Annotated in this window: 17 protein-coding genes; 10 read left to right on the forward strand and 7 right to left on the reverse strand. The window is 68.0% G+C overall.

Going from position 1 to position 18,578, the window contains the following annotated elements; all coding sequences use genetic code 11:
- Positions 1–61: 61 nt before the first annotated feature.
- A complete protein-coding gene (locus ACWGCN_RS33290) occupies positions 62–1,057 on the reverse strand; it encodes a coiled-coil domain-containing protein (RefSeq protein ID WP_084473310.1) in 996 nt (331 codons plus the stop codon).
- Positions 1,058–1,143: 86 nt separating this feature from the next.
- Entirely contained in the window at positions 1,144–1,605 is a 462-nt protein-coding gene (gene mce / locus ACWGCN_RS33295; protein ID WP_378996681.1) for a methylmalonyl-CoA epimerase, read from the reverse strand.
- Positions 1,606–1,735: 130 nt separating this feature from the next.
- Between mce and ACWGCN_RS33300 the strand changes: the two genes are divergently transcribed.
- The 4 genes from ACWGCN_RS33300 to ACWGCN_RS33315 all read left to right on the forward strand — a co-directional run bounded on the left by ACWGCN_RS33300 (position 1,736) and on the right by ACWGCN_RS33315 (position 4,847).
- On the forward strand, positions 1,736–2,920 hold the full coding sequence (locus tag ACWGCN_RS33300; RefSeq protein ID WP_378996683.1) for an acetyl-CoA C-acetyltransferase: 1,185 nt from the start codon (positions 1,736–1,738) through the stop codon (positions 2,918–2,920).
- Positions 2,921–3,016: 96 nt separating this feature from the next.
- Positions 3,017–3,394 carry a DUF3817 domain-containing protein gene (locus tag ACWGCN_RS33305; protein ID WP_378996685.1) on the forward strand — a complete coding sequence of 126 codons (378 nt, stop codon included), beginning with the start codon at positions 3,017–3,019 and terminating at the stop codon, positions 3,392–3,394.
- Between the two features lie 61 nt (positions 3,395–3,455).
- Entirely contained in the window at positions 3,456–4,328 is an 873-nt protein-coding gene (locus ACWGCN_RS33310; protein ID WP_387449147.1) for a tetratricopeptide repeat protein, read from the forward strand.
- A gap of 126 nt (positions 4,329–4,454) precedes the next feature.
- Positions 4,455–4,847: a nitroreductase/quinone reductase family protein gene (locus tag ACWGCN_RS33315; protein WP_378996688.1), complete on the forward strand. Its 393-nt coding sequence runs from the start codon at positions 4,455–4,457 to the stop codon at positions 4,845–4,847.
- On the opposite strand, the gene glgB is transcribed toward ACWGCN_RS33315, so the two are convergent.
- The 4 genes from glgB to ACWGCN_RS33335 form a co-directional block, all read right to left on the reverse strand.
- The gene (gene glgB / locus ACWGCN_RS33320; RefSeq protein WP_452459496.1) at positions 4,844–7,000 is read right to left on the reverse strand and encodes a 1,4-alpha-glucan branching protein GlgB; all 2,157 of its coding nucleotides are present in this window, start codon (positions 6,998–7,000) and stop codon (positions 4,844–4,846) included. The two genes, ACWGCN_RS33315 and glgB, sit on opposite strands and share 4 nt — an antisense overlap.
- Entirely contained in the window at positions 7,000–9,000 is a 2,001-nt protein-coding gene (locus ACWGCN_RS33325; protein ID WP_379315030.1) for an alpha-1,4-glucan--maltose-1-phosphate maltosyltransferase, read from the reverse strand. The genes glgB and ACWGCN_RS33325 overlap by 1 nt, the downstream gene beginning before the upstream one ends.
- 63 nt (positions 9,001–9,063) lie before the next feature.
- Positions 9,064–9,708, reverse strand: coding sequence for a LysE family translocator (locus tag ACWGCN_RS33330; protein WP_452459497.1), 645 nt, complete (start codon positions 9,706–9,708; stop codon positions 9,064–9,066).
- Positions 9,709–9,759: 51 nt separating this feature from the next.
- Complete coding sequence (locus ACWGCN_RS33335) at positions 9,760–10,350, reverse strand: TetR/AcrR family transcriptional regulator (RefSeq protein WP_452459498.1); 591 nt, start codon at positions 10,348–10,350, stop codon at positions 9,760–9,762.
- Positions 10,351–10,429: 79 nt separating this feature from the next.
- Between ACWGCN_RS33335 and ACWGCN_RS33340 the strand changes: the two genes are divergently transcribed.
- From ACWGCN_RS33340 to ACWGCN_RS33365, 6 genes are all read left to right on the forward strand, one after another.
- Complete coding sequence (locus tag ACWGCN_RS33340; protein WP_379316617.1) at positions 10,430–10,849, forward strand: VOC family protein; 420 nt, start codon at positions 10,430–10,432, stop codon at positions 10,847–10,849.
- A 36-nt stretch (positions 10,850–10,885) separates the two neighbouring features.
- Positions 10,886–13,456, forward strand: a complete 2,571-nt coding sequence (glgP, locus tag ACWGCN_RS33345; protein WP_452459499.1) for an alpha-glucan family phosphorylase — start codon at positions 10,886–10,888, stop codon at positions 13,454–13,456.
- A gap of 83 nt (positions 13,457–13,539) precedes the next feature.
- Positions 13,540–14,901 carry an NCS2 family permease gene (locus ACWGCN_RS33350; protein ID WP_378996704.1) on the forward strand — a complete coding sequence of 454 codons (1,362 nt, stop codon included), beginning with the start codon at positions 13,540–13,542 and terminating at the stop codon, positions 14,899–14,901.
- 68 nt (positions 14,902–14,969) lie between these two features.
- Positions 14,970–15,383 (forward strand): hypothetical protein, encoded by a 414-nt coding sequence (locus ACWGCN_RS33355; RefSeq protein WP_378638878.1) that lies wholly within the window; start codon positions 14,970–14,972, stop codon positions 15,381–15,383.
- A gap of 183 nt (positions 15,384–15,566) precedes the next feature.
- Positions 15,567–16,115 carry a DoxX family protein gene (locus ACWGCN_RS33360; RefSeq protein WP_452459500.1) on the forward strand — a complete coding sequence of 183 codons (549 nt, stop codon included), beginning with the start codon at positions 15,567–15,569 and terminating at the stop codon, positions 16,113–16,115.
- A 217-nt stretch (positions 16,116–16,332) separates the two neighbouring features.
- Positions 16,333–17,142: a hypothetical protein gene (locus ACWGCN_RS33365; RefSeq protein WP_378996708.1), complete on the forward strand. Its 810-nt coding sequence runs from the start codon at positions 16,333–16,335 to the stop codon at positions 17,140–17,142.
- 1 nt (position 17,143) lies between these two features.
- Here ACWGCN_RS33365 and ACWGCN_RS33370 read toward each other — a convergent pair whose 3' ends face one another.
- Positions 17,144–18,385: a glycosyltransferase 87 family protein gene (locus ACWGCN_RS33370; protein WP_452529172.1), complete on the reverse strand. Its 1,242-nt coding sequence runs from the start codon at positions 18,383–18,385 to the stop codon at positions 17,144–17,146.
- Between the last annotated feature and the right edge of the window lie 193 nt (positions 18,386–18,578).

Consider the following 18,578-nt stretch of genomic DNA (forward strand, 5'->3'; position numbering starts at 1 on the left):
TCGATGATTCGAGGCGGCCTTCGGTTTTCCGGGTGAATGTCGTGACGAGTCCGACAGCTGGTTAGTTGACGTCGGCGCTCTCGCGGTCCTCATCGACGATGTCCTCGTCGGCGACCTCGGGGATGGCCTTGTTCTGACGCGAGCTCGACACCGACTTGTTGCCGTTGTTGCTGATCGACTTGCGCTCCGGCGTGCCGTCGAGCAGTTCGCTCTCGCGGTTGACCGCGGCGAGCATGGCGGGCACGGAATCGAGCTGACCGCGGATACCGAGCAGCTGGGCGAGCACCCGGCCGCGCAGCACGCGCATCTCCTCGGCCAGTTCCTTCGCGTGCGCGATCTTGCGCTCGGAGGTCTGGGTGGCGGAGCTGATCAGGCGGTTCGACTCGTCGGTCGCGTCCTTGATCCGCTGGGCGGCTTCGGCGCGACTGGTGGCCTCGAGCTCCTCCATGGCCCGAGTCAGCTTGGTACGCCGATCGTTCATGGTGGCTTCGAAGTCCTGCTGGGTGGCCTTGCGCTTGGCTTCGGCCTCCTTGCCCAGACGTTCGACATCGGCTTGGGCGGCTTCGATGATCTTGGCCGACTCGGTGCGCGCGTTCGCGAGGGTCTGCTCGAACTCGATCTCGAGCGCCTCGCGCTTCTCCTTGGTCTCCGCGAGCAGCGACTCGTACTTGCCACGCATCTCGGTGGCCTGCTGCTCGGCGATCGACACCATCTCGGCGGCTTCGGCCTGCGCCAGCGCGCGGACCTCGGACGCTTCGTCCGAGGCCAGGCGCAGCATGCGCGAGATGCGGTCGGACATGCCTTCGGCGGTGGTCGGCGGCACGGAAAGCCGGTCGACCTCCTTGCGGAGCTCGTCGATCTCGTCACGTGCATCTTCCAGCTGGCTGGCGAGATTGCGGGCCTGCGCTGCGGCAGCGTCCCGGTCGGTGGCGGTGACGCGGAGCTCAGCGTCGAAGCGGTCGAAGTAGTTGCGCACCTCGTCTTGCGCATAACCCTTGCGCACAACGGTGAAGGGCAGTGCAACGAAGCGATTGCGATCGGACTCAGGTGACGACATGGCACACAAAATACAGCCTCGAGCGAGCGTATGGAGACTCGACCGTGATTGTGATCTCGCCGAGATTTACCGACAGTACCGGCGTACTAGTGCGTAACATCCGGGTTCGGCTCCACGAGCTCGACCAGCACACCGCCAGCATCCTTCGGATGGATGAAATTGATGCGGGAATCGGCGGTCCCGTGGCGAGGGGCTTCGTACAGCAAACGCACTCCGCGCCCGCGCAGGAAACCCGAAACCGCGTCGATATCGGTGACCCGGTAGGCCAGCTGCTGCAGTCCGGGGCCGCTGCGGTCGATGAACTTGGCGATGGTCGACTCCGGGGTGAGCGGGGCCAGCAACTGCAGGGCGGTGGCGCGGTCGGCGGCGGCAGGGCACGACAGCATGGCTTCGACGACGCCCTGGGCCTCGTTCACCTCGCGGTGGGTCTCGACCATGCCGAGGTTGTCGGTGTACCAGGCCACCGCGGTGTCCAGGTCGGGCACGGCGATGCCCACGTGGTCGACGGCGATGACGTAGTCGGCGGGGATGAAGTTCTCATTGGTCACCCCACGAAGCTAGCGCGGACCTGCGTGCCGGGCGCGGGCCGATACCGGTTACCGTGGAGTCCAACTCCTGTACGCGTGCGGTGCTGCTGTGTGCGTCCGCGAGGATCGACTCAATGAATGCGAGGCTTTCGTGACCACTTCTGTCATCGTGTCCGGTGCGCGTACCCCGGTCGGTCGGCTGCTGGGCGGTCTGAAGGGCTTCAAGGCCTCGGATCTGGCCGGTGTCGCGATCAAGGCCGCGCTCGAGAAGGGCGGCGTCGCGCCCGAGCAGGTCGACTACGTGATCCTCGGCCAGGTGCTGCAGGCAGGCGCGGGGCAGCTGCCCGCGCGCCAGGCCGCCATCGCCGGGGGCATCCCGATGGATGTGCCGTCGATCCTGATCAACAAGGTCTGTCTGTCGGGCATCAACGCGATCGCGCTGGCCGATCAGTTGATCCGCGCGGGTGAGCACGAGATCGTGGTGGCCGGCGGCATGGAGTCGATGAGCCAGACCCCGCACCTGCTGCCCAAGAGCCGTGAGGGCTTCAAGTACGGCGACACCACCCTCGTCGACCACATGGCCTACGACGGCCTGCACGACGTGATCACCGATCAGGCCATGGGCCTGCTCACCGACGATCGCAACGACCTGGACAAGGTGAGCCGCGAGGATCAGGACGCGCTGGCCGCGGCCTCGCACCAGCGCGCCGCCGCCGCGTGGAAGAACGGGCTGTTCGAAGACGAGGTCGTGCCGGTCGCCGTGCCGCAGCGCAAGGGTGACCCGGTCTACGTGACCGAGGACGAGGGCATTCGCGCCGACACCACCGTCGAGTCGCTGGGCAAGCTGCGTCCGGCCTTCCGCAAGGACGGCACCGTCACCGCGGGCACCGCCTCGCAGATCTCCGACGGCGCGGCCGCGGTGATCGTGATGAGCAAGACCAAGGCCGAAGAGCTGGGCCTGGAGTGGATCGCCGAGATCGGCGCCGCGGGCCAGGTCGCCGGGCCGGATTCGACCCTGCAGGACCAGCCGGCCAACGCGATCCTCGCCGCGTGCGCGAAGGAGGGCATCACGCCCGCCGATCTGGACCTGATCGAGATCAACGAGGCGTTCGCGGCCGTCGGGGTGTCCTCGACCCGCAAGCTGGGCTACGACCCGGAGAAGGTGAACGTCAACGGTGGCGCCATCGCCATCGGGCACCCGCTCGGCATGTCGGGTGCGCGCATCCTGCTGCACCTGGCGCTGGAGCTGAAGCGTCGCGGTGGTGGCGTCGGTGCCGCCGCGCTGTGTGGCGGTGGCGGCCAGGGCGACGCGCTGATCATCCGCGTTCCCGCCTGATCCTGTTCGACCACGAAAGCCCTGGTATTCCTCGTGAGTACCAGGGCTTTCGCTGTGACCGGTCCAACTACGTGGTGTCGTAGATCATGCGGCACAATGGTGGGCATGGGTTTCTTCGATTTGCGGTCAACGGCCAGCCGGTTCCGGTTCTTCGCGGTGCTCGAGGCGCTGTCCTGGATCGGTCTGCTGACCGGTATGGCGTTCAAGTACCTGCCCGCCGAGGGCAACGAGATCGGCGTGAAGATCTTCGGCCCGGTCCACGGTGGGATCTTCGTGTTGTTCGTGCTGTCCGCGCTGCTGGCCTCGCGTGAGCTGAACTGGAACTGGAAGACCACGGTGCTGGCGCTGGCGTCGAGCATTCCGCCGCTGTTCACCGTGATCTTCGAGGTCTGGGCGGTGCGCACCGGTCAGCTGGGCGAGCTGAGCGCCGACGCGAGCAAGGGCTCCGCGGCTGCCGCCCCGACGGCTTCGTGACAAACTGGAAACCGTGACTCGACCCGCTGCCCGCCGTCCTTCGCCCGCCGCTGCCGCCGCCATGTCCGGCGCGGTGGATCTGTCCGCGCTGAAGCAGCCGCCCGCCGCGCCCGGCGGTGCCGCTGCTGCTGCTCCGGCCTCGGGGAACCACACGGTCACCGAGGCGGATTTCGAAGCCAAGGTGATCCGGCGCTCCACGCAGGTGCCCGTGGTGGTCGTGCTGTTCTCGCAGCGCAGCGCGGGCAGCGTCGAGCTGGTTCGCACGCTCGAACGGTTCAACGCCGAAGACCGCGGCGCCTGGGATCTGGCCGCGATCGAGGCCGAAGCCAATATGAACATCGTGCAGGCGCTGCGTGTGCAGGGCATTCCGACGGTGATCGCGGTGGCGGGTGGGCAGCCGCTGGCCGACTTCGAAGGCGCCCAGCCGGACCCGCAGGTCCGCCAGTGGCTCGATGCGGTGATGGACGCGACCGCGGGCAAGCTCGAGGGCGACCCCGACGCGACCCCCGCCGAACCCGAGGTCGAGGATCCGCGCTTCGTCGACGCCGAGGACAAGCTGTCCGAAGGTGACTTCGCCGGCGCCGAGGCGGCCTACGAGGCGATCATCGCCGAGGAACCCGGCAACGAGGAAGCCAAGGCGGCCCTGCGCCAGCTGCGCTTCCTGACCAGGGCCCAGCAGCTCGATCCGGCGGTGGTGGCCACTGCCGACGCCGACCCGGCGAACCTGGACGCCGCCCTCGACGCCGCCGACGTCGAAATGTTCGAACAGCGCCCCGAGGCGGCCTTCGAACGGATCATCGCGATCGTCAAGCGCACCGCGGGCGACGACCGAACCAAGGCGCGCACCCGCCTGCTCGAACTGTTCGAGCTGTTCGACCCCGCCGAGCCCTTCGTGATCGCGGCCCGCCGCAAGCTCGCCGCGGCCCTGTACTGACACCCACAGCCCAGCCACGTTCGGGTCACCTTCGACCGACCGCCGTGCTCAGATCGCTGCGAAGCCGCCCCGACCGAACATCGCCGGGGCGGCTTCGCTGCGAGTGAGCGGTGCTACGGTCGAAATATGGCGTCCAAGAACGATATCCAGCATCGGATCGTCACCGCGTTGCAGCGGCGACTGAATCCGATACTGGGCAGACTGCCCGGTCAGCAGTTGCTCGAGACGGTCGGGCGGGTGAGTGGGCAGCCGCGGGTCACCCCGATCGGTGGTCGGCGCGTCGGCGACGAGTTCTGGCTGGTCTCCGAGTTCGGGGATCGCTCGCAGTATGTGCGCAACATCAAAGCCGACAACAAGGTCAGGGTGCGTCTGGGCGGACGCTGGTACCCGGGGACCGCCGTGCTGCTGCCCGGGGACGACGCGCGGGCCAGACTGCGGCAGTTGCCGCGCTACAACAGCACCGCGGTGCGGGCGTTCGGTACCGACCTGCTGACGATTCGGGTCGACCTGGATCGTTAGACCGTCCAGGACAGCCAGAGGGCGCTGTGGGGTGCCATGGTGACGGTGGCCGAGGCGGGGTGACCGTGGCTGGGGGTGTCGACGGCGGTGACGATGCCGAGATTGCCGATGCCGGAACCCGCGTATTCGTGGGCGTCGGTGTTGAGGATCTCGTGCCAGGGGCCGGGGTGGGGCAGGCAGATGCGGTAGTTCTCGCGGAGGGAACCGGAGAAGTTGAACACGGCCGCCACCGCGCTGCCGTCGGTGCCCCAGCGGAGGAAGGCGAAGACGTTGGCGGTGCTGTCGTCGGCTTCGATCCAGGAGTGGCCGCCGGGGGTGGTGTCCTGGGTCCACAGCGCGGGGTGGGCGGTATAGGTGCGATTGAGATCGGCGACCATTGTTGAAATGCCCTGGTGGAGTGGGTTGTCCAGTTCCTGCCAGTCCAGGCCGCGGTCGTTGTCCCATTCGCGGAACTGGCCGAATTCCTGACCCATGAACAGCAGTTGCTTGCCGGGGTGGGCCCACATGTAGGCGAGCAGGGCGCGCACGCCGCTCGCCTTGGCGAAGTCGTCGCCGGGCATGCGGGTCCACAGGGTGCCTTTGCCGTGCACGACCTCGTCGTGGCTGATCGGCAGGACGTAGTTCTCACTCCATGCGTAGACCAGCGAGAACGTCATCTCGTTGTGGTGCCAGGAGCGGTGGATCGGGTCGCGACCCAGGTAGCCGAGGGTGTCGTGCATCCAGCCCATGTTCCACTTCATGGTGAAACCGAGGCCGCCGACATCGGTGCCGCGGGTGACGCCGGGCCAGGTGGTCGACTCCTCGGCGATGGTGACCACGCCGGGATGGGCGCCGTGCACGGTGTCGTTGAGTTCCTGCAGGAAGTCGACCGCTTCCAGATTCTCCCGGCCGCCATAGATGTTGGGCTCCCAGCCGCCGTCGGGGCGGGAGTAGTCCAGGTACAGCATCGAGGCGACGGCGTCGACGCGCAGGCCGTCGATGTGGAATTCGGAGATCCAGAAGGCCGCGTTGGCGACCAGGAAGTTGCGGACCTCGTTGCGCCCGAAGTCGAAAACGTAGGTGCCCCAGTCGAGTTGCTCGCCACGGCGCGGGTCGGGGTGTTCGTAGAGTGGGGTGCCGTCGAAACGGGCGAGTGCCCATTCGTCGCGGGGGAAGTGCGCGGGGACCCAGTCGAGCAGTACCCCGATGCCCGCGTTGTGGAGGTGGTCGACGAAGTAGCGGAAGTCGTCGGGACTGCCGAAACGTGAGGTCGGGGCGTAGTACGAGGTGACCTGGTACCCCCACGAGCCGCCGAAGGGGTGCTCGGCGACCGGCAGCAGCTCCACGTGGGTGAATCCGGTCGCGCGGACGTAATCGGCCAGCTGGTGGGCCAATTCGCGGTAGTCGAGGCCGGGTCGCCAGGAACCGAGGTGGATTTCGTAGGCGCTCATGGGGGAGCGGACCGCGTCGGTTTTCGCGCGTCGGTCGAGCCAGGCGCTGTCGGTCCACACGTGGTCGGTGCCGGCCACCACCGAGGCGGTCGCGGGGGGAACCTCGGTCGAAAAGGCAAGGGGGTCCGCGTGATCCACGACGCGGCCGTCGGCGCCGTGGATCCGGTACTTGTACCGCGTGCCCGGCCCGACGCCGGGCACGAACACCTCCCACACACCGGAATTGCCCAGCGCGCGCATCGGGGCCGAGGTGCCGCTCCAGTGGTCGAAATCGCCGAAGACGGTGACGCCGCGGGCATTCGGGGCCCACACCGCGAAAGAGGTGCCGTCGACGTCGCCGTCGAGGGTGGTGTAGTGGCGCGGGTGGGCGCCGAGAACCTCCCAGAGGCGGGTGTGCCTGCCTTCGCCGATGAGGTGCAGGTCGAGTTCGCCGACGGTGGGCAGGAAGCGGTAGCCGTCGGCGGAGATCACGGTCTGGCCGCCGGGGTACTCGGCGCGGATGCGGTAGTCGTCGATCTGCGGATACGGCAGGATCGCGTCGAAGATGCCGTGGCCCAACGATTTCAGCCGATGTTCGGACTCCCCGACGAGCACCGTCACAGTGTCGGCGTGGGGGCGCAGGACACGGACAGCGGTGCCGTCGGCGTGGGCGTGCGCGCCGAGGACGGTGTGCGGGTCGGGATGGGTGCCCGCGGCCAGCAGCAGGAGATCGCGGCGCTTCATCACAGTGTCTCGCGGTAGGCCAGCGGTGCGCGGGCCGCGGCCGGGACTGCGGGCAGTGACAGGATGTGCGCGACCGCGCGCGTGGGGTCGAGGCGCACGAAATTCTGCTGGCCCCAGTGGTATTCCTCGCCGCTCACCTCGTCGAAGACCACCGGGTGGTCGTGCCATTCGCGGCCGATGGCGGGGAGATCGAGTGAAATGTGGCCCTGCTCGGCGGCATAGGGGTTGAGGTTCACGATGACCAGCACCGCGTCGCCGGTGGCCGGGTCGACCTTGGAGTAGGCGATCAGCGCGTCGTTGTCGACGTGATGGAAGTGGATGCAGCGCAACTGCTGCAGCGCCGGGTGATTGCGGCGGATCTCGTTCAGGCGGGTGAGCCACGGTTCCAGCGATTCACCGCGTTCGAGGGCGCCGGCGAAATCGCGGGGACGCAGTTCGTACTTCTCGGAATCGAGGTACTCCTCGCTGCCCTCGCGGACCGCCTCGTGTTCGAACAGCTCGAAACCGGAGTACACGCCCCAGGTGGGGGAGAGGGTGGCGGCGAGGGCGGCGCGGACGGCGAACATGCCGGGGCCGCCGTACTGCAGGCTCTCGTGCAGGATGTCAGGGGTGTTCACGAACAGGTTGGGCCTGGCCTCGTCGGCCTTGGCGGCGATCTCGTAGCCGAACTCGGTGAGTTCCCACTTGTGCACGCGCCAGGTGAAATAGGTGTACGACTGGCTGAAGCCACGGCGGGCCAGGCCGTAGAGGCGGGCGGGGCGGGTGAACGCTTCGGACAGGAAGATCACGTCGGGGTCGGTGCGGCGCAGCTCGGTGATCAGCCACTCCCAGAAATCGGCGGGCTTGGTGTGCGGGTTGTCCACGCGGAAGATGGTGACGCCCAGCGAGATCCAGTGCCGGACCACCCGCAGGATCTCGGCGTAGAGACCGTCGGGATCGTTGTCGAAGTTGACCGGGTAGATGTCCTGGTACTTCTTCGGTGGGTTCTCGGCATAGGCGATGGTGCCGTCGGGCAGGGTGGTGAACCACTCCGGGTGGGCGGCGACCCACGGATGGTCGGGGGCGCATTGCAGGGCCAGGTCGATGGCGACGTCCAGACCGAGAGCGGTTGCCTCGGAGACGAATTCGGTGAAGTCGCGCTCGGTGCCCAGCAGCGGGTGCACGGCATCGTGTCCGCCGTCCGCCGAGCCGATGGCCCAGGGGGAGCCCACGTCGCCGGGTTCGGTGGTGAGAGTGTTGTTGCGGCCCTTGCGATTCACCTCGCCGACCGGATGGATCGGCGGGAGGTAGACGACATCGAACCCCATGCCGGCGATGCGGGGGAGTTCGCGGGCCGCCGTGGCGAAGGTGCCGTGGATCGGGGCGCCGTCGGCGTCGCGGCCGCCGGTGGAGCGCGGGAAGAACTCGTACCAGGAGCCGACCAGGGCGCGGCGGCGTTCGACCAGGACCGAGAACTGGGTGCCGCGGGTGACCATCTCGCGCAGCGGGGTGGCGCGCAGGATCTCGGCGACCTCCTCGGAGAACGCGGGCGCGACCCGGGCCGGGAGTTGTTCGTCACCGCGCAGGGCGGTGGCGGCGGCGCGCAGGCGTTCGAACTGCTTCTTCGGGACGGCTTGGGCGGCGCGTTCGAACAGGACGGCGCCGATCTCGAGGTCGTTGGCGAGGTCGGCGGCGGACTGGCCGACCGACAACTTCGCCTCGACCGCGCTTCGCCAGGTGGCGAGGGGGTCGCTCCAGCCTTCGATGCGGTAGGTCCACACGCCGGGGAGGTGGGGGGTGAAGAGGGCGTTGAACACGTCGGGCTGGTAGTCGGGCGTCATCCGGATGCGGGTGATCCGGGAGGAGCCGGGGGCGCGGACCGCCAGGGTGGCGGCTACCGCGTCGTGACCCTCGCGCCAGACGACGGCGCGGACAGGGAACACCTCGCCGACTGCGGCTTTGGCCGGGCGGCCGCCGGGAATGGACGGGGCGATGTCATCGATGGCAATCCGGCCGGTCACTCGGCTAACTTACTGCACTTTCGCTGGGTGGGGAGCGTCGGCGGCCAGGGGAGGACGCGGTGTTCAGCGGGTGTCCGCGGCCAGGCCGAGGCCGAGGGCCACCAGGATGGCGGCGAGGGTTCGTTCCATCCGTTGGCGGATCGCCGCGCGGCGCAGCCAGGCGCCCGCTCGGTCGGCGGCTAGCACCACGCCTACGCACCAGGCGCCGTCGACGACGACCTGGATGGTGGCGAGGATGAGGAGGGTGGGGATGACGGGGCCTTCGTCCGGGAGGAACTGGGGCAGGATCGTCATGCCGAAGACGGCGGCCTTCGGGTTGGCGGCGATCGAGATCAGTGAGGCGCGGAAGGCGGCGACGGGCGTGTTGCCGCCGGGCAGTTTAGCGGTGAGCGCGGCGCCGAACTCGTCGTGGTGGCCGCGGGCGTGGCGCCACGACTGCACGCCGAGCCAGATCAGCACCGCGGCGCCGACGACGTGCATGGTGGTGTTGAGCCAGCGGTTGGCCGCCAGCAGGATCGACAGCCCGGTGCCGCCCGCGAGCGTCCAGCCGAGAATGCCGATCTCGTTGCCCAGTACCGCGGCCAGACCGGCCGAGCGCCCGTCGCGTACCGATCGCTGCAGGAACAGCGCCGTCGCGGGTCCGGGAAGCGCGGCCAAGATGATGGCGGCGACCAGGAATTCGGGCAGGACATCGACCCAGTGCGGCATCGGTGCATGGTGACACGGAGTGCCGGGGTATGGCGAACGGATTTCGTGGGGTCAGGCGATGCGCAGGCCCGCGAGGAGGCGATCGAGGGCGGCGATGGTGTCGGTGAGCGCGCCGGGGGCGGTGGTGGTGGCCAGCCACAGCGCGGCTTCGTTCATCGCGCCGGAGAGCAGTTGGCTCAGCGGGGCGATCGGTTGCGGAGCAAGGACACCGGCGTCGACGAGGGTTCGCAGGGCTTCGTCGAGGTGGCGGGCCGAGTTGGCTTCGTCCATGGCCCGCCATTCGTGCCAGCCGAGGACGGCGGGGCCGTCGATCAGCAGGATGCGCTGGACACGGGGGTCGGCGCAGGCTCGCAGGAACGCGGCGCAGCCGGTGGTGAGCTGCGTCCAGGGGTCGGACTCGGTGTCCGCGGCGGCGGCCACCTGCGCGCCCACCTCCTCCTGTACCTGCGTGAGGACCGCACGGAACAGGTCGGCCTTGCTGTCGAAGTGGTGGTACAGCGCGCCCTTGGTGACCCCGGCGGACGTCACGATCTCCGATAGCCCTACTGCGGCATAGCCTTTCGCGGCGAACAGCGCCCTGGTCTCGTGCAGCAGGATGCGCCGCGTCTCCTCGCGTTGCCGCGTCCGTGCCGTCGAGCTCATCGAGTGCCCTCCCATTGACCTACCGATGGTATGTGAACTATCGTACGATACATACCGACGGTATGTGAAAGGTGATCCCATGAAACTCAGCAGCTACTACCCCGTTCTCGCCACCACCCGAATCGCGCAATCGCGCGACTTCTACACGGCCTGGTTCGGCTTCGAGATCGTCTTCGAGGCGGACTGGTACGTCAGCCTGCGGCGGCCGGGTGCCGACGACGAGCCGACCTACGAACTGGCTCTGCTCGACCCCACCCACCCCACGATCCCGGCAGGCTTCGGAAAACCCGTACAGGGAGTTGTCCTGAACTTCGAGGTCGACGATGTCGACGCCGAGTGGGACCGACTCGTGAAAACCGGCGGCCTGCGCGCCGAGCTCGACCTGCGCACCGAAGACTTCGGTCAGCGCCACTTCATCGTCGCCGACCCCGCCGGCGTCCTGATCGACGTGATCACCGAGGTCCCGCCGAGCCCCGAGTTCGCTGCCCGATTCACCTAGACCCCCAGTGCGGGCGCGATCGTTTATTCTTCCGGGGTGAAGGCACTTCGTCGGTTCACTGTCCGTGCCCATTTGCCGGAGCGGCTCGCCGCGCTGGGTGAGTTGTCGACCAACCTGCGGTGGTCGTGGCACGGCCCGACGCAGGATCTGTTCGCCGAGCTCGACCCCGAGTTGTGGCGAACCGTCGGTCAGGACCCGGTACGGATGCTGGGTGAGGTCCCTGCCGAACGGCTCGACGAGCTCGCCGCCGACCCGGCCTACCTCGCGCGCGTCCACGCGGCCGCCGCGGGTCTGCGGGACTACCTGACACGGCCGCGCTGGTTCCAGGAGCAGACCGGCACCGACATCGCCGGGATCGCCTATTTCTCGATGGAGTTCGGTGTCACCGAGGTGCTGCCGAACTACTCCGGCGGCCTCGGCATCCTCGCCGGTGATCATCTCAAGGCCGCCTCGGATCTCGGGCTGCCGCTGATCGGCGTCGGGCTGCTGTACCGCTCGGGGTATTTCCGGCAATCGCTGTCGGCCGACGGCTGGCAGATGGAGCACTACCCGGCGCTCGATCCGCAGGGCCTGCCGCTGCGCCTGCTCACCAGCGACGGTTCGCCGGTGCTCATCCACGTCGGCATGTCCGAGGGGCGGGTACTGCGGGCACGGGTGTGGATCGCGCAGGTGGGGCGGATTCCGTTGCTGCTGCTCGATTCCGATATCGCCGAGAACGACCCCGAACTGCGGGCCGTCACCGACCGGCTCTACGGCGGCGACCAGGATCACCGCATCAAGCAGGAGATCCTGGCGGGTATCGGCGGCGTGCGCGCGGTGCGCGCCTACACCCGCGCCAACGGCCTGCCCGATCCCGATGTCTTCCACATGAACGAGGGCCACGCGGGTTTCCTCGGCGTCGAGCGCATGCGTGAATTCATCGCGGGTGGACTGGATTTCGAGACCGCGCTCGCCGCGGTGCGGGCGGGAACCGTTTTCACCACGCACACCCCGGTGCCCGCGGGCATCGACCGTTTCCCGATGCCGTTGGTGCGCAGGTACTTCGGCGGCTCGCACGGCGAATCCGAATCCGCGCTGCTGCCGGGGCTTTCCGTGGACCGGATCCTCGCGTTCGGGCGCGAGGGCGACCCCTCGGTGTTCAACATGGCGCACATGGGTCTGCGCATGGCCCAGCGCGCCAACGGGGTATCGAAACTGCACGGCGAGGTGAGCCGGGAGATGTTCGCGGCGCTGTGGCCCGGATTCGACGCGGCCGAGGTGCCGATCGGCTCGGTCACCAACGGCGTGCACGCCCCGACCTGGGCCGCGCGCGAATGGATCGACAAGGCGCGCGAACTCGTCGGGCCCGAACTGGTCGAGGAGGCGCGGGGCTGGGAGAAGCTCAGCGACGTCGACCTCGGTGAGCTGTGGTCGACGCGAAACACGTTGCGCGGCGTCCTGATCGACGAAGTGCGGCGCAGGCTGCGCGATTCCTGGCGACAGCGCGGCGCCGCCGACGCCGAACTCGGCTGGATCGACGACGTCTTCGATCCGAACGTGCTCACCATCGGTTTCGCCCGCCGCGTCCCCACCTACAAGCGGCTCACCCTCATGCTGCGCGACCCCGAACGCCTGCGCGCGCTGCTGCTCGACCCCGAACGGCCGGTGCAGCTGGTGGTGGCGGGCAAGAGCCACCCCGCCGACGACGGTGGCAAGGCCCTGATCCAGCAGGTAGTGCGGTTCGCCGACGATCCCGAGGTGCGTCATCGCATCGTCTTCCTGCCCGACTATGACATGTCGATGGCCCGCTACCTGTACTGGGGTTGCGATGTGTGGCTGAACAATCCGCTGCGCCCGCTCGAGGCGTGCGGTACCTCGGGGATGAAGTCCGCGCTCAACGGCGGCCTCAACCTGTCCATCCGCGACGGCTGGTGGGACGAGATGTTCGACGGCGAGAACGGCTGGGCCATCCCCACCGCCGACGGTGTCCGCGACGAATCGCGCCGCGACGATCTCGAGGCCTCGGCGCTCTACGAACTCGTCGAACGCACTGTGGCGCCGCGCTTCTACGACCGCGACGCCGGCGATGTGCCGGTCCGCTGGACCGAGATGGTGCGCCACACCCTGCAGACCACCAGCCCGAAGGTCCTGGCCTCGCGGATGGTGCGCGACTACGCCGAGCAGTACTACGGACCGGCGGCCGCCGCGTTCGGCCGGGCCGCCGCCGACAAGTTCGCGGGCGCCGCGGCGGTCGCCGAGTACCGCAGGCGCGTCGACGCCGCGTGGCCGTCGGTCCGGATCGCGCAGGTCGACAGCTCGGGCCTGCCCGACACCCCGGTGATCGGCGCGGAACTGTCACTGCACGCGCGCGTCGACCTCGGCGGGCTCGCGCCGTCGGATGTGGTGGTGCAGGCGATACTCGGCCGGGTCTCGCCGACCGACGACCTCTCCGATACGACCACGATCGAGATGCGCCACATCGGCGCCGACGAGGGCAGCGAGCTGTATTCGATCCAGGCTCCGGTCCCGCTGTCGGGTGCTGTCGGGTACACGGTCCGTGTGCTTCCCCACAACGCGCTGCTCGCGTCCGACGCCGAACTGGGCTTGGTGGCCGTCGCGGGCGCGTAACCGTACACGGTGACACAGGCGCCGGGTTATTCGATTCAGTGAACTTTCCGCTACCGTTCCTGGGTCGATCATTGAGGAGAGTCATGGCCAGCGACGTCCTAACCCGTGCCCGAGGGCGCATCGACGGATACTTCGGTATCTCGTCGAGTGGGTCCACCTTCAAGCGCGAGGCGATGGCGGGCACGATCACGTTCCTGGCGATGTCGTATGTGCTGGCGGTGAACCCGTCGATCCTCGGTGACGAAGGCGCCCTCGGCGACAAGGGCATTCCGATGCAGGCGGTCTTCACGGCCACCGCCGTCGCCGCCGTCTTCGGCACGCTGGTCATGGGCCTGTGGGCGAAGTACCCGATCGCGCTCGCGCCGGGCATGGGTCTCAACGCGTTCTTCGCGTACACCGTGGTGCTCAGCATGGGTATCCCGTGGCAGGTAGCGCTCTCGGGCACCTTGCTCTCGGGCATCATCTTCTTCGTTCTGGCGGTCACGAAGGTCCGGGAACGGATCCTGAACGCGATCCCGCTGCAGATGAAGTTCGCGGTCGGCGCGGGTATCGGCTTGTTCGTGGCGTTCCTCGGTCTGAAGAACGCGGGCATCGTCGTCAACAGTGACGCGACGCTGGTGACCCTCGGCGATTTCACCAAGGGCACCACCCTGCTCGCGCTGTTCGGCCTGATCGTGACCGTGGTCTTCCTGGTGATCGGCTGGCACGGCGCGGTGCTGTACGGCATCGTCGCGACCACGGTCCTCGGCATGGTGACCGGTCTGGTCGGCGTGCCGGACGGTATCGCCGAGATGCCGAAGGGCCTGGATCAGACCTTCGGTCAGGCGATCATCCACCTGCCCGACGCGTTCACCGGCCAGATGATCGTGGTCGTGCTCACCATGCTGTTCGTCGATTTCTTCGATGCGTCGGGCACCCTGATCGGCGTCGCCAACCAGGCCGGTCTGCTGAACAAGGACGGCACGCTGCCGCGCGCGGCGAGCGCGATGGCCGCGGACTCGGTGGGTACCACCGCGGGCGCGATCATCGGTACCTCCACCACTACCGCGTATGTCGAATCGACGGCGGGTGTGTCGGCGGGTGGCCGAACGGGTCTCACGGCGGTGACCACCGCGGGCTGGTTCCTGATCGCGATGTTCTGCTATCCGATCTTCTCGGTGGTCGCCGGATCGGCCGAGATCACCTCGGCCGCGCTGATCGTGGTCGGCATCCTGATGGCGCGTTCGCTCGGCGACATCGACTGGCAGAACCTCGAGTACTCGGTGCCCGCGTTCATCACCGTCATCATGATGCCGTTGACGTACTCGATCGCGAACGGTCTGGCGATGGGCATGATCTTCTACCCGATCGTGATGGTCGCCAAGGGTCGCATCAAGGATGTGCACCCGGCCATGTGGGCGCTGATGGTGCTGTTTCTCGCGTACTTCTTCTTCCTGGTCGAGTAGACGTTGCGGCCATAGGTGTGTCTATACTCAGGCTAGCCTAGGCTTGCCTAACTAGAGGAGATCCACCCATGAAGCGTTCGCTCGTTGCCGCGTCGATGGCGTTTGCCACCATCTTCGCGCCGGTTACCGCCGCTGTTGTCGCCACCGCCCCCGCCGCGATCGCCGCACCGGCCACGCCCTCGGTCGGCGAGCTGTACGGCAAGCTGCAGGCGGCCATGAACGGTTCGTCGGCCGAGCTCGAGTCGGGCAACGGCGGCAGCCTCGCGGTCGTGCGCGACACCGTCAACCGGATCCCCGGCTACAGCTGGGATGTCTCCGGCCCGGTCACCGTGGACGGCGACACTCTGTCGGCCACTCTGAACAGCCGCCTCGGCGATTACGCCTTCCCGATCCCCGTGACCTGGAAGAACATCGGTGGCATGTGGAAGCTGTCGCAGGAGTCCGAGGAGACCCTGGTCGGCTACGCCACCATGGCGTGGTGATCTGAGGAATTGCGAGCAGGGCCGTCCCGGTGGGGCGGCCCTTTTCGATCGATTGTGACCGGCATCACAGAATTGCCCGGAACGGCGTGAAATAGTGGCACCGGACCCAGGGTTGTGATCGAGGAAGGCAATCGGACCGCGGTCCGGTTGCGGGGATGTTTCCGATTCGCAGACGAGGACACGATGACCGACACCGCTACCCGCCTGACTCCTACCGCCACCACCGACGAAACCACCGCCGCAGGCATCGGCCTGCTGGTGCTGCGCGTCGGCTTCGGTGGACTGATGGCCGCCTACGGAACCCAGAAGTTGTTCGGCTGGTTCAACGGACCAGGCTGGCGTGCCAATGCCGACGGCTTCACCGTCATGGGCTACAACCCCGGCGAACTCTTCGGCACCCTGGCCGGGCTCGCCGAACTGGTCGGTGGGCTGCTGCTGGTGCTCGGGCTGTTCACGCCGCTGGCCGCCGCCATCGTGCTCGGAACGATGATCAACGCCATCAACGTGTTGTGGAGCGGCGGGCTCTTCCCGGCGGATCCGTCGGTACCGGGGTTCACGACGCCGCTGCTGTTCGCGCTGGCCGCCGCGGCATTGGCGTTCACCGGACCGGGGCGTTTCTCGCTCGATGCCGGGCGGCCGTGGCAGCGACAGGGTGTGGTGTGGGGCGGTGGAGCCGTGGCGCTCGCCGTCGTGGCCGCGGTGGTGACGTTGATCTTCAAGGCTGTGCTCTGATCTGACGCAGCACGCTGATCGTCGAGAGGCGGCGCGGTGACCGGGGTTCGGTTGCCGCGCCGCCTCTTTCGCGCCGCCTCGAGCTGATTCGTCATCGCCCGTACGTCCGTGGTTCCACGGAGCACGCGCGGGGAGTCGGTGGCAGCGATTAACCTCGTGGCGGCGCCTGTACACAGCGGCGCCACGCATTGTCCGCGGATGGAAGAGGAGAGCTGCGATGAAGGCTTACGACCTGGGTTTCGGAGACTCGGCGGACAAACTGGCCGAGACGCCCGAGGGTGATCCGCTGGTGCTCGACGCGCCGGTGCGCTCCGGCTGGATCGGCAGTGAGGGACCGGCCATCGATCCGGCGACGTGGCCGCGCGGACCTGTCACCGGCCTGCCGATGATGCACGCGCTCACCCTGCGCCTGCCCACCGATTTCCAGCGTCGCGGACCCGGGTTCCCCGCCATCGCGCTCTTCCAGGGCGAGGGGCAGTTCGCCGGAACCGACGCGGTCGAGGCCGACGCCTCGTCGGACGATCCCCTTGCCCGCGATCTCGTGTCCACCCGCCTGCACCCGAAGTTGCAGATCATGCACGACGAGATCGGCGGCGCCTTCGCGCTGATCTGGCTCACCGACAAGGAATTCGCCGGCGGCCCCGTCGCCCCGCCCGCCGATGTTCGCAAGCCGGGTTCCCCGACCGCGAGCGATGAGGGCTGTAATGCGTGGGACGACGTGCACCCCACCGTCGGCGTCTGGCTCGCCGAGCGCATCGCCGACCCGAACGTGGGCGTTCCCCCGGTCGAATACGAGCCCAACACCAAGTACCAGGACCCGCTCACCGAGGATTCCGGCTGGACCACGTGGGCCGAGCCGCTCTTCGGCCGCTCCCACCTCGGCGGCACCGCCTTCCCCGTGCAGGCGCTGCCCGAGGGGTTGACCCCGTACTACCTGGAGATCGAGGAGATCTCCGGGATGAACTTCGGCGGCGGCAACGCCCAGCTCGATCTGGAGTCGGGCGTTTTCGATTGGTCCTGCGGGTAGTTCAGTTCATCATCGCCGGGCGGTCGTCGTCGGGGTGTGGGGCGGCGACGGTCCGGGTTTCGGGTGAAAGCTGTTCGGGGACAGCGAGATCGATAACAGGCTCGATGGGGGCCGGGGGAAGTTTGCGGGCGCGGATGCGCAGGGCGATGCCCGCGAGGGTGATCAGATAGATGATCACGTAGATGTTCATCAGGACCTGGGGCAGCGGCCACCACGGGGGGAGCAGGAAAGTGCCGACGCTCACCCAGGTGGGGGTGTAGGTGTAGGTCCAGGCGGCGATGGACAGGTAGAGCGCGGCCGCGGCGAGCCACCACGGCGCGCGGGTCTGAGCGCGGTGGATCAGGTAGACCAGCAGCGGAACGAACCACACCCAGTGGTGACCCCACGAATACGGGGAGACCGCGCAGGCGGTGAGGCCGCCGAGGGTGACCGAGAGCAGGGGTTCGCCCCGGCGGACCAGGACCGCGGCCAGCCACAGCGCGACCAGCGCGATCGGCACGGCGATCAACAGCCACAACCACACCGGCGCGGGGCCGTGGGTGAGGTGGGCGATGGCGCCGCGCAAGGACTGGTTGGCGGGGTGGACATCCGGGGCGATACGACCGGAATGGAAGAACGTCGACGTCCAGTATTGATACGAGTCGCTCGGCAGGATCAGCGCGGTCAGACCGATCGACGCGAGGAAGGTGAGAGCGCCGGTCGCGGCCGCGCGCCACTGCCGTTGCGCCAGATACTGGGCGATGAAATACAGCGGAGTCAGCTTGATACCCGCGGCGATACCGACGCCTATGCCGCGCAACCTGCTGTTCTCGGCGCGGGAGAAATCCCACAGCACCACCAGCATCAGCACCAGATTGATCTGCCCGTAGTACAGCGTGGTACGCACCGGTTCGGCGAAGGTGCAGGCCAGGGTGAGCAGTGCGCTGACGGCGGCCAGCCCGGGGGTGGTGCGGTAGCCGAGCATCCGGAAGCTCTGCAGCACAACCCCGAACAGCACCAGCAGGTTGAGCACCATCCAGGTCGTGGTGACGTGCGCCCACGGCACCAGCAGTAGCGGTAGGAAGACCACGGCCGAGAACGGCGTGTAGGTGTAGAGCAGGCCATAGTGCGTCGGCTCGATGTAGAGCGCCCGTTCGTGCACGACCCGCCAGCCGCCGTCGCGGTAGATGTGCACGTCGAGACCACCGACGAGAATCCCGCCGCTGTCCATCCACGGATCCATGGTGGTGAACAGCAGCGTCACGCCTAAGGCGGCGGTCCCGAGTAGCAGAAGAAGCGTCAGGGTCGTGCGCGGAAGTGCCACGCCTCGAGATCTCTCCGCCACGGCCGTACTACCGGCCGGCCCACATCGTATGCACGACTAAGAACCTACCGCGCCGGGTCGACGGCGCTCGGCGGCGGACCGACTTCGGTAGGAAAACGACATGAAAGCGGGT

The sequence above is a fragment of the Nocardia sp. NPDC055050 genome, assembly GCF_053608345.1.

Coding starts and splice junctions, on each gene's coding strand:
- ACWGCN_RS33350 (WP_378996704.1), top strand. CDS start 13,540: ATGGCCAGCGACGTCCTAACCCGTGCCCGAGGGCGCATCGACGGATAC.
- ACWGCN_RS33310 (WP_387449147.1), top strand. CDS start 3,456: ATGTCCGGCGCGGTGGATCTGTCCGCGCTGAAGCAGCCGCCCGCCGCG.
- ACWGCN_RS33290 (WP_084473310.1), bottom strand. CDS start 1,057: ATGTCGTCACCTGAGTCCGATCGCAATCGCTTCGTTGCACTGCCCTTC.
- ACWGCN_RS33305 (WP_378996685.1), top strand. CDS start 3,017: ATGGTGGGCATGGGTTTCTTCGATTTGCGGTCAACGGCCAGCCGGTTC.
- ACWGCN_RS33330 (WP_452459497.1), bottom strand. CDS start 9,708: ATGCCGCACTGGGTCGATGTCCTGCCCGAATTCCTGGTCGCCGCCATC.
- ACWGCN_RS33355 (WP_378638878.1), top strand. CDS start 14,970: ATGAAGCGTTCGCTCGTTGCCGCGTCGATGGCGTTTGCCACCATCTTC.
- ACWGCN_RS33340 (WP_379316617.1), top strand. CDS start 10,430: ATGAAACTCAGCAGCTACTACCCCGTTCTCGCCACCACCCGAATCGCG.
- ACWGCN_RS33315 (WP_378996688.1), top strand. CDS start 4,455: ATGGCGTCCAAGAACGATATCCAGCATCGGATCGTCACCGCGTTGCAG.
- ACWGCN_RS33365 (WP_378996708.1), top strand. CDS start 16,333: ATGAAGGCTTACGACCTGGGTTTCGGAGACTCGGCGGACAAACTGGCC.
- ACWGCN_RS33360 (WP_452459500.1), top strand. CDS start 15,567: ATGACCGACACCGCTACCCGCCTGACTCCTACCGCCACCACCGACGAA.
- glgB (WP_452459496.1), bottom strand. CDS start 7,000: ATGAAGCGCCGCGATCTCCTGCTGCTGGCCGCGGGCACCCATCCCGAC.
- ACWGCN_RS33335 (WP_452459498.1), bottom strand. CDS start 10,350: ATGAGCTCGACGGCACGGACGCGGCAACGCGAGGAGACGCGGCGCATC.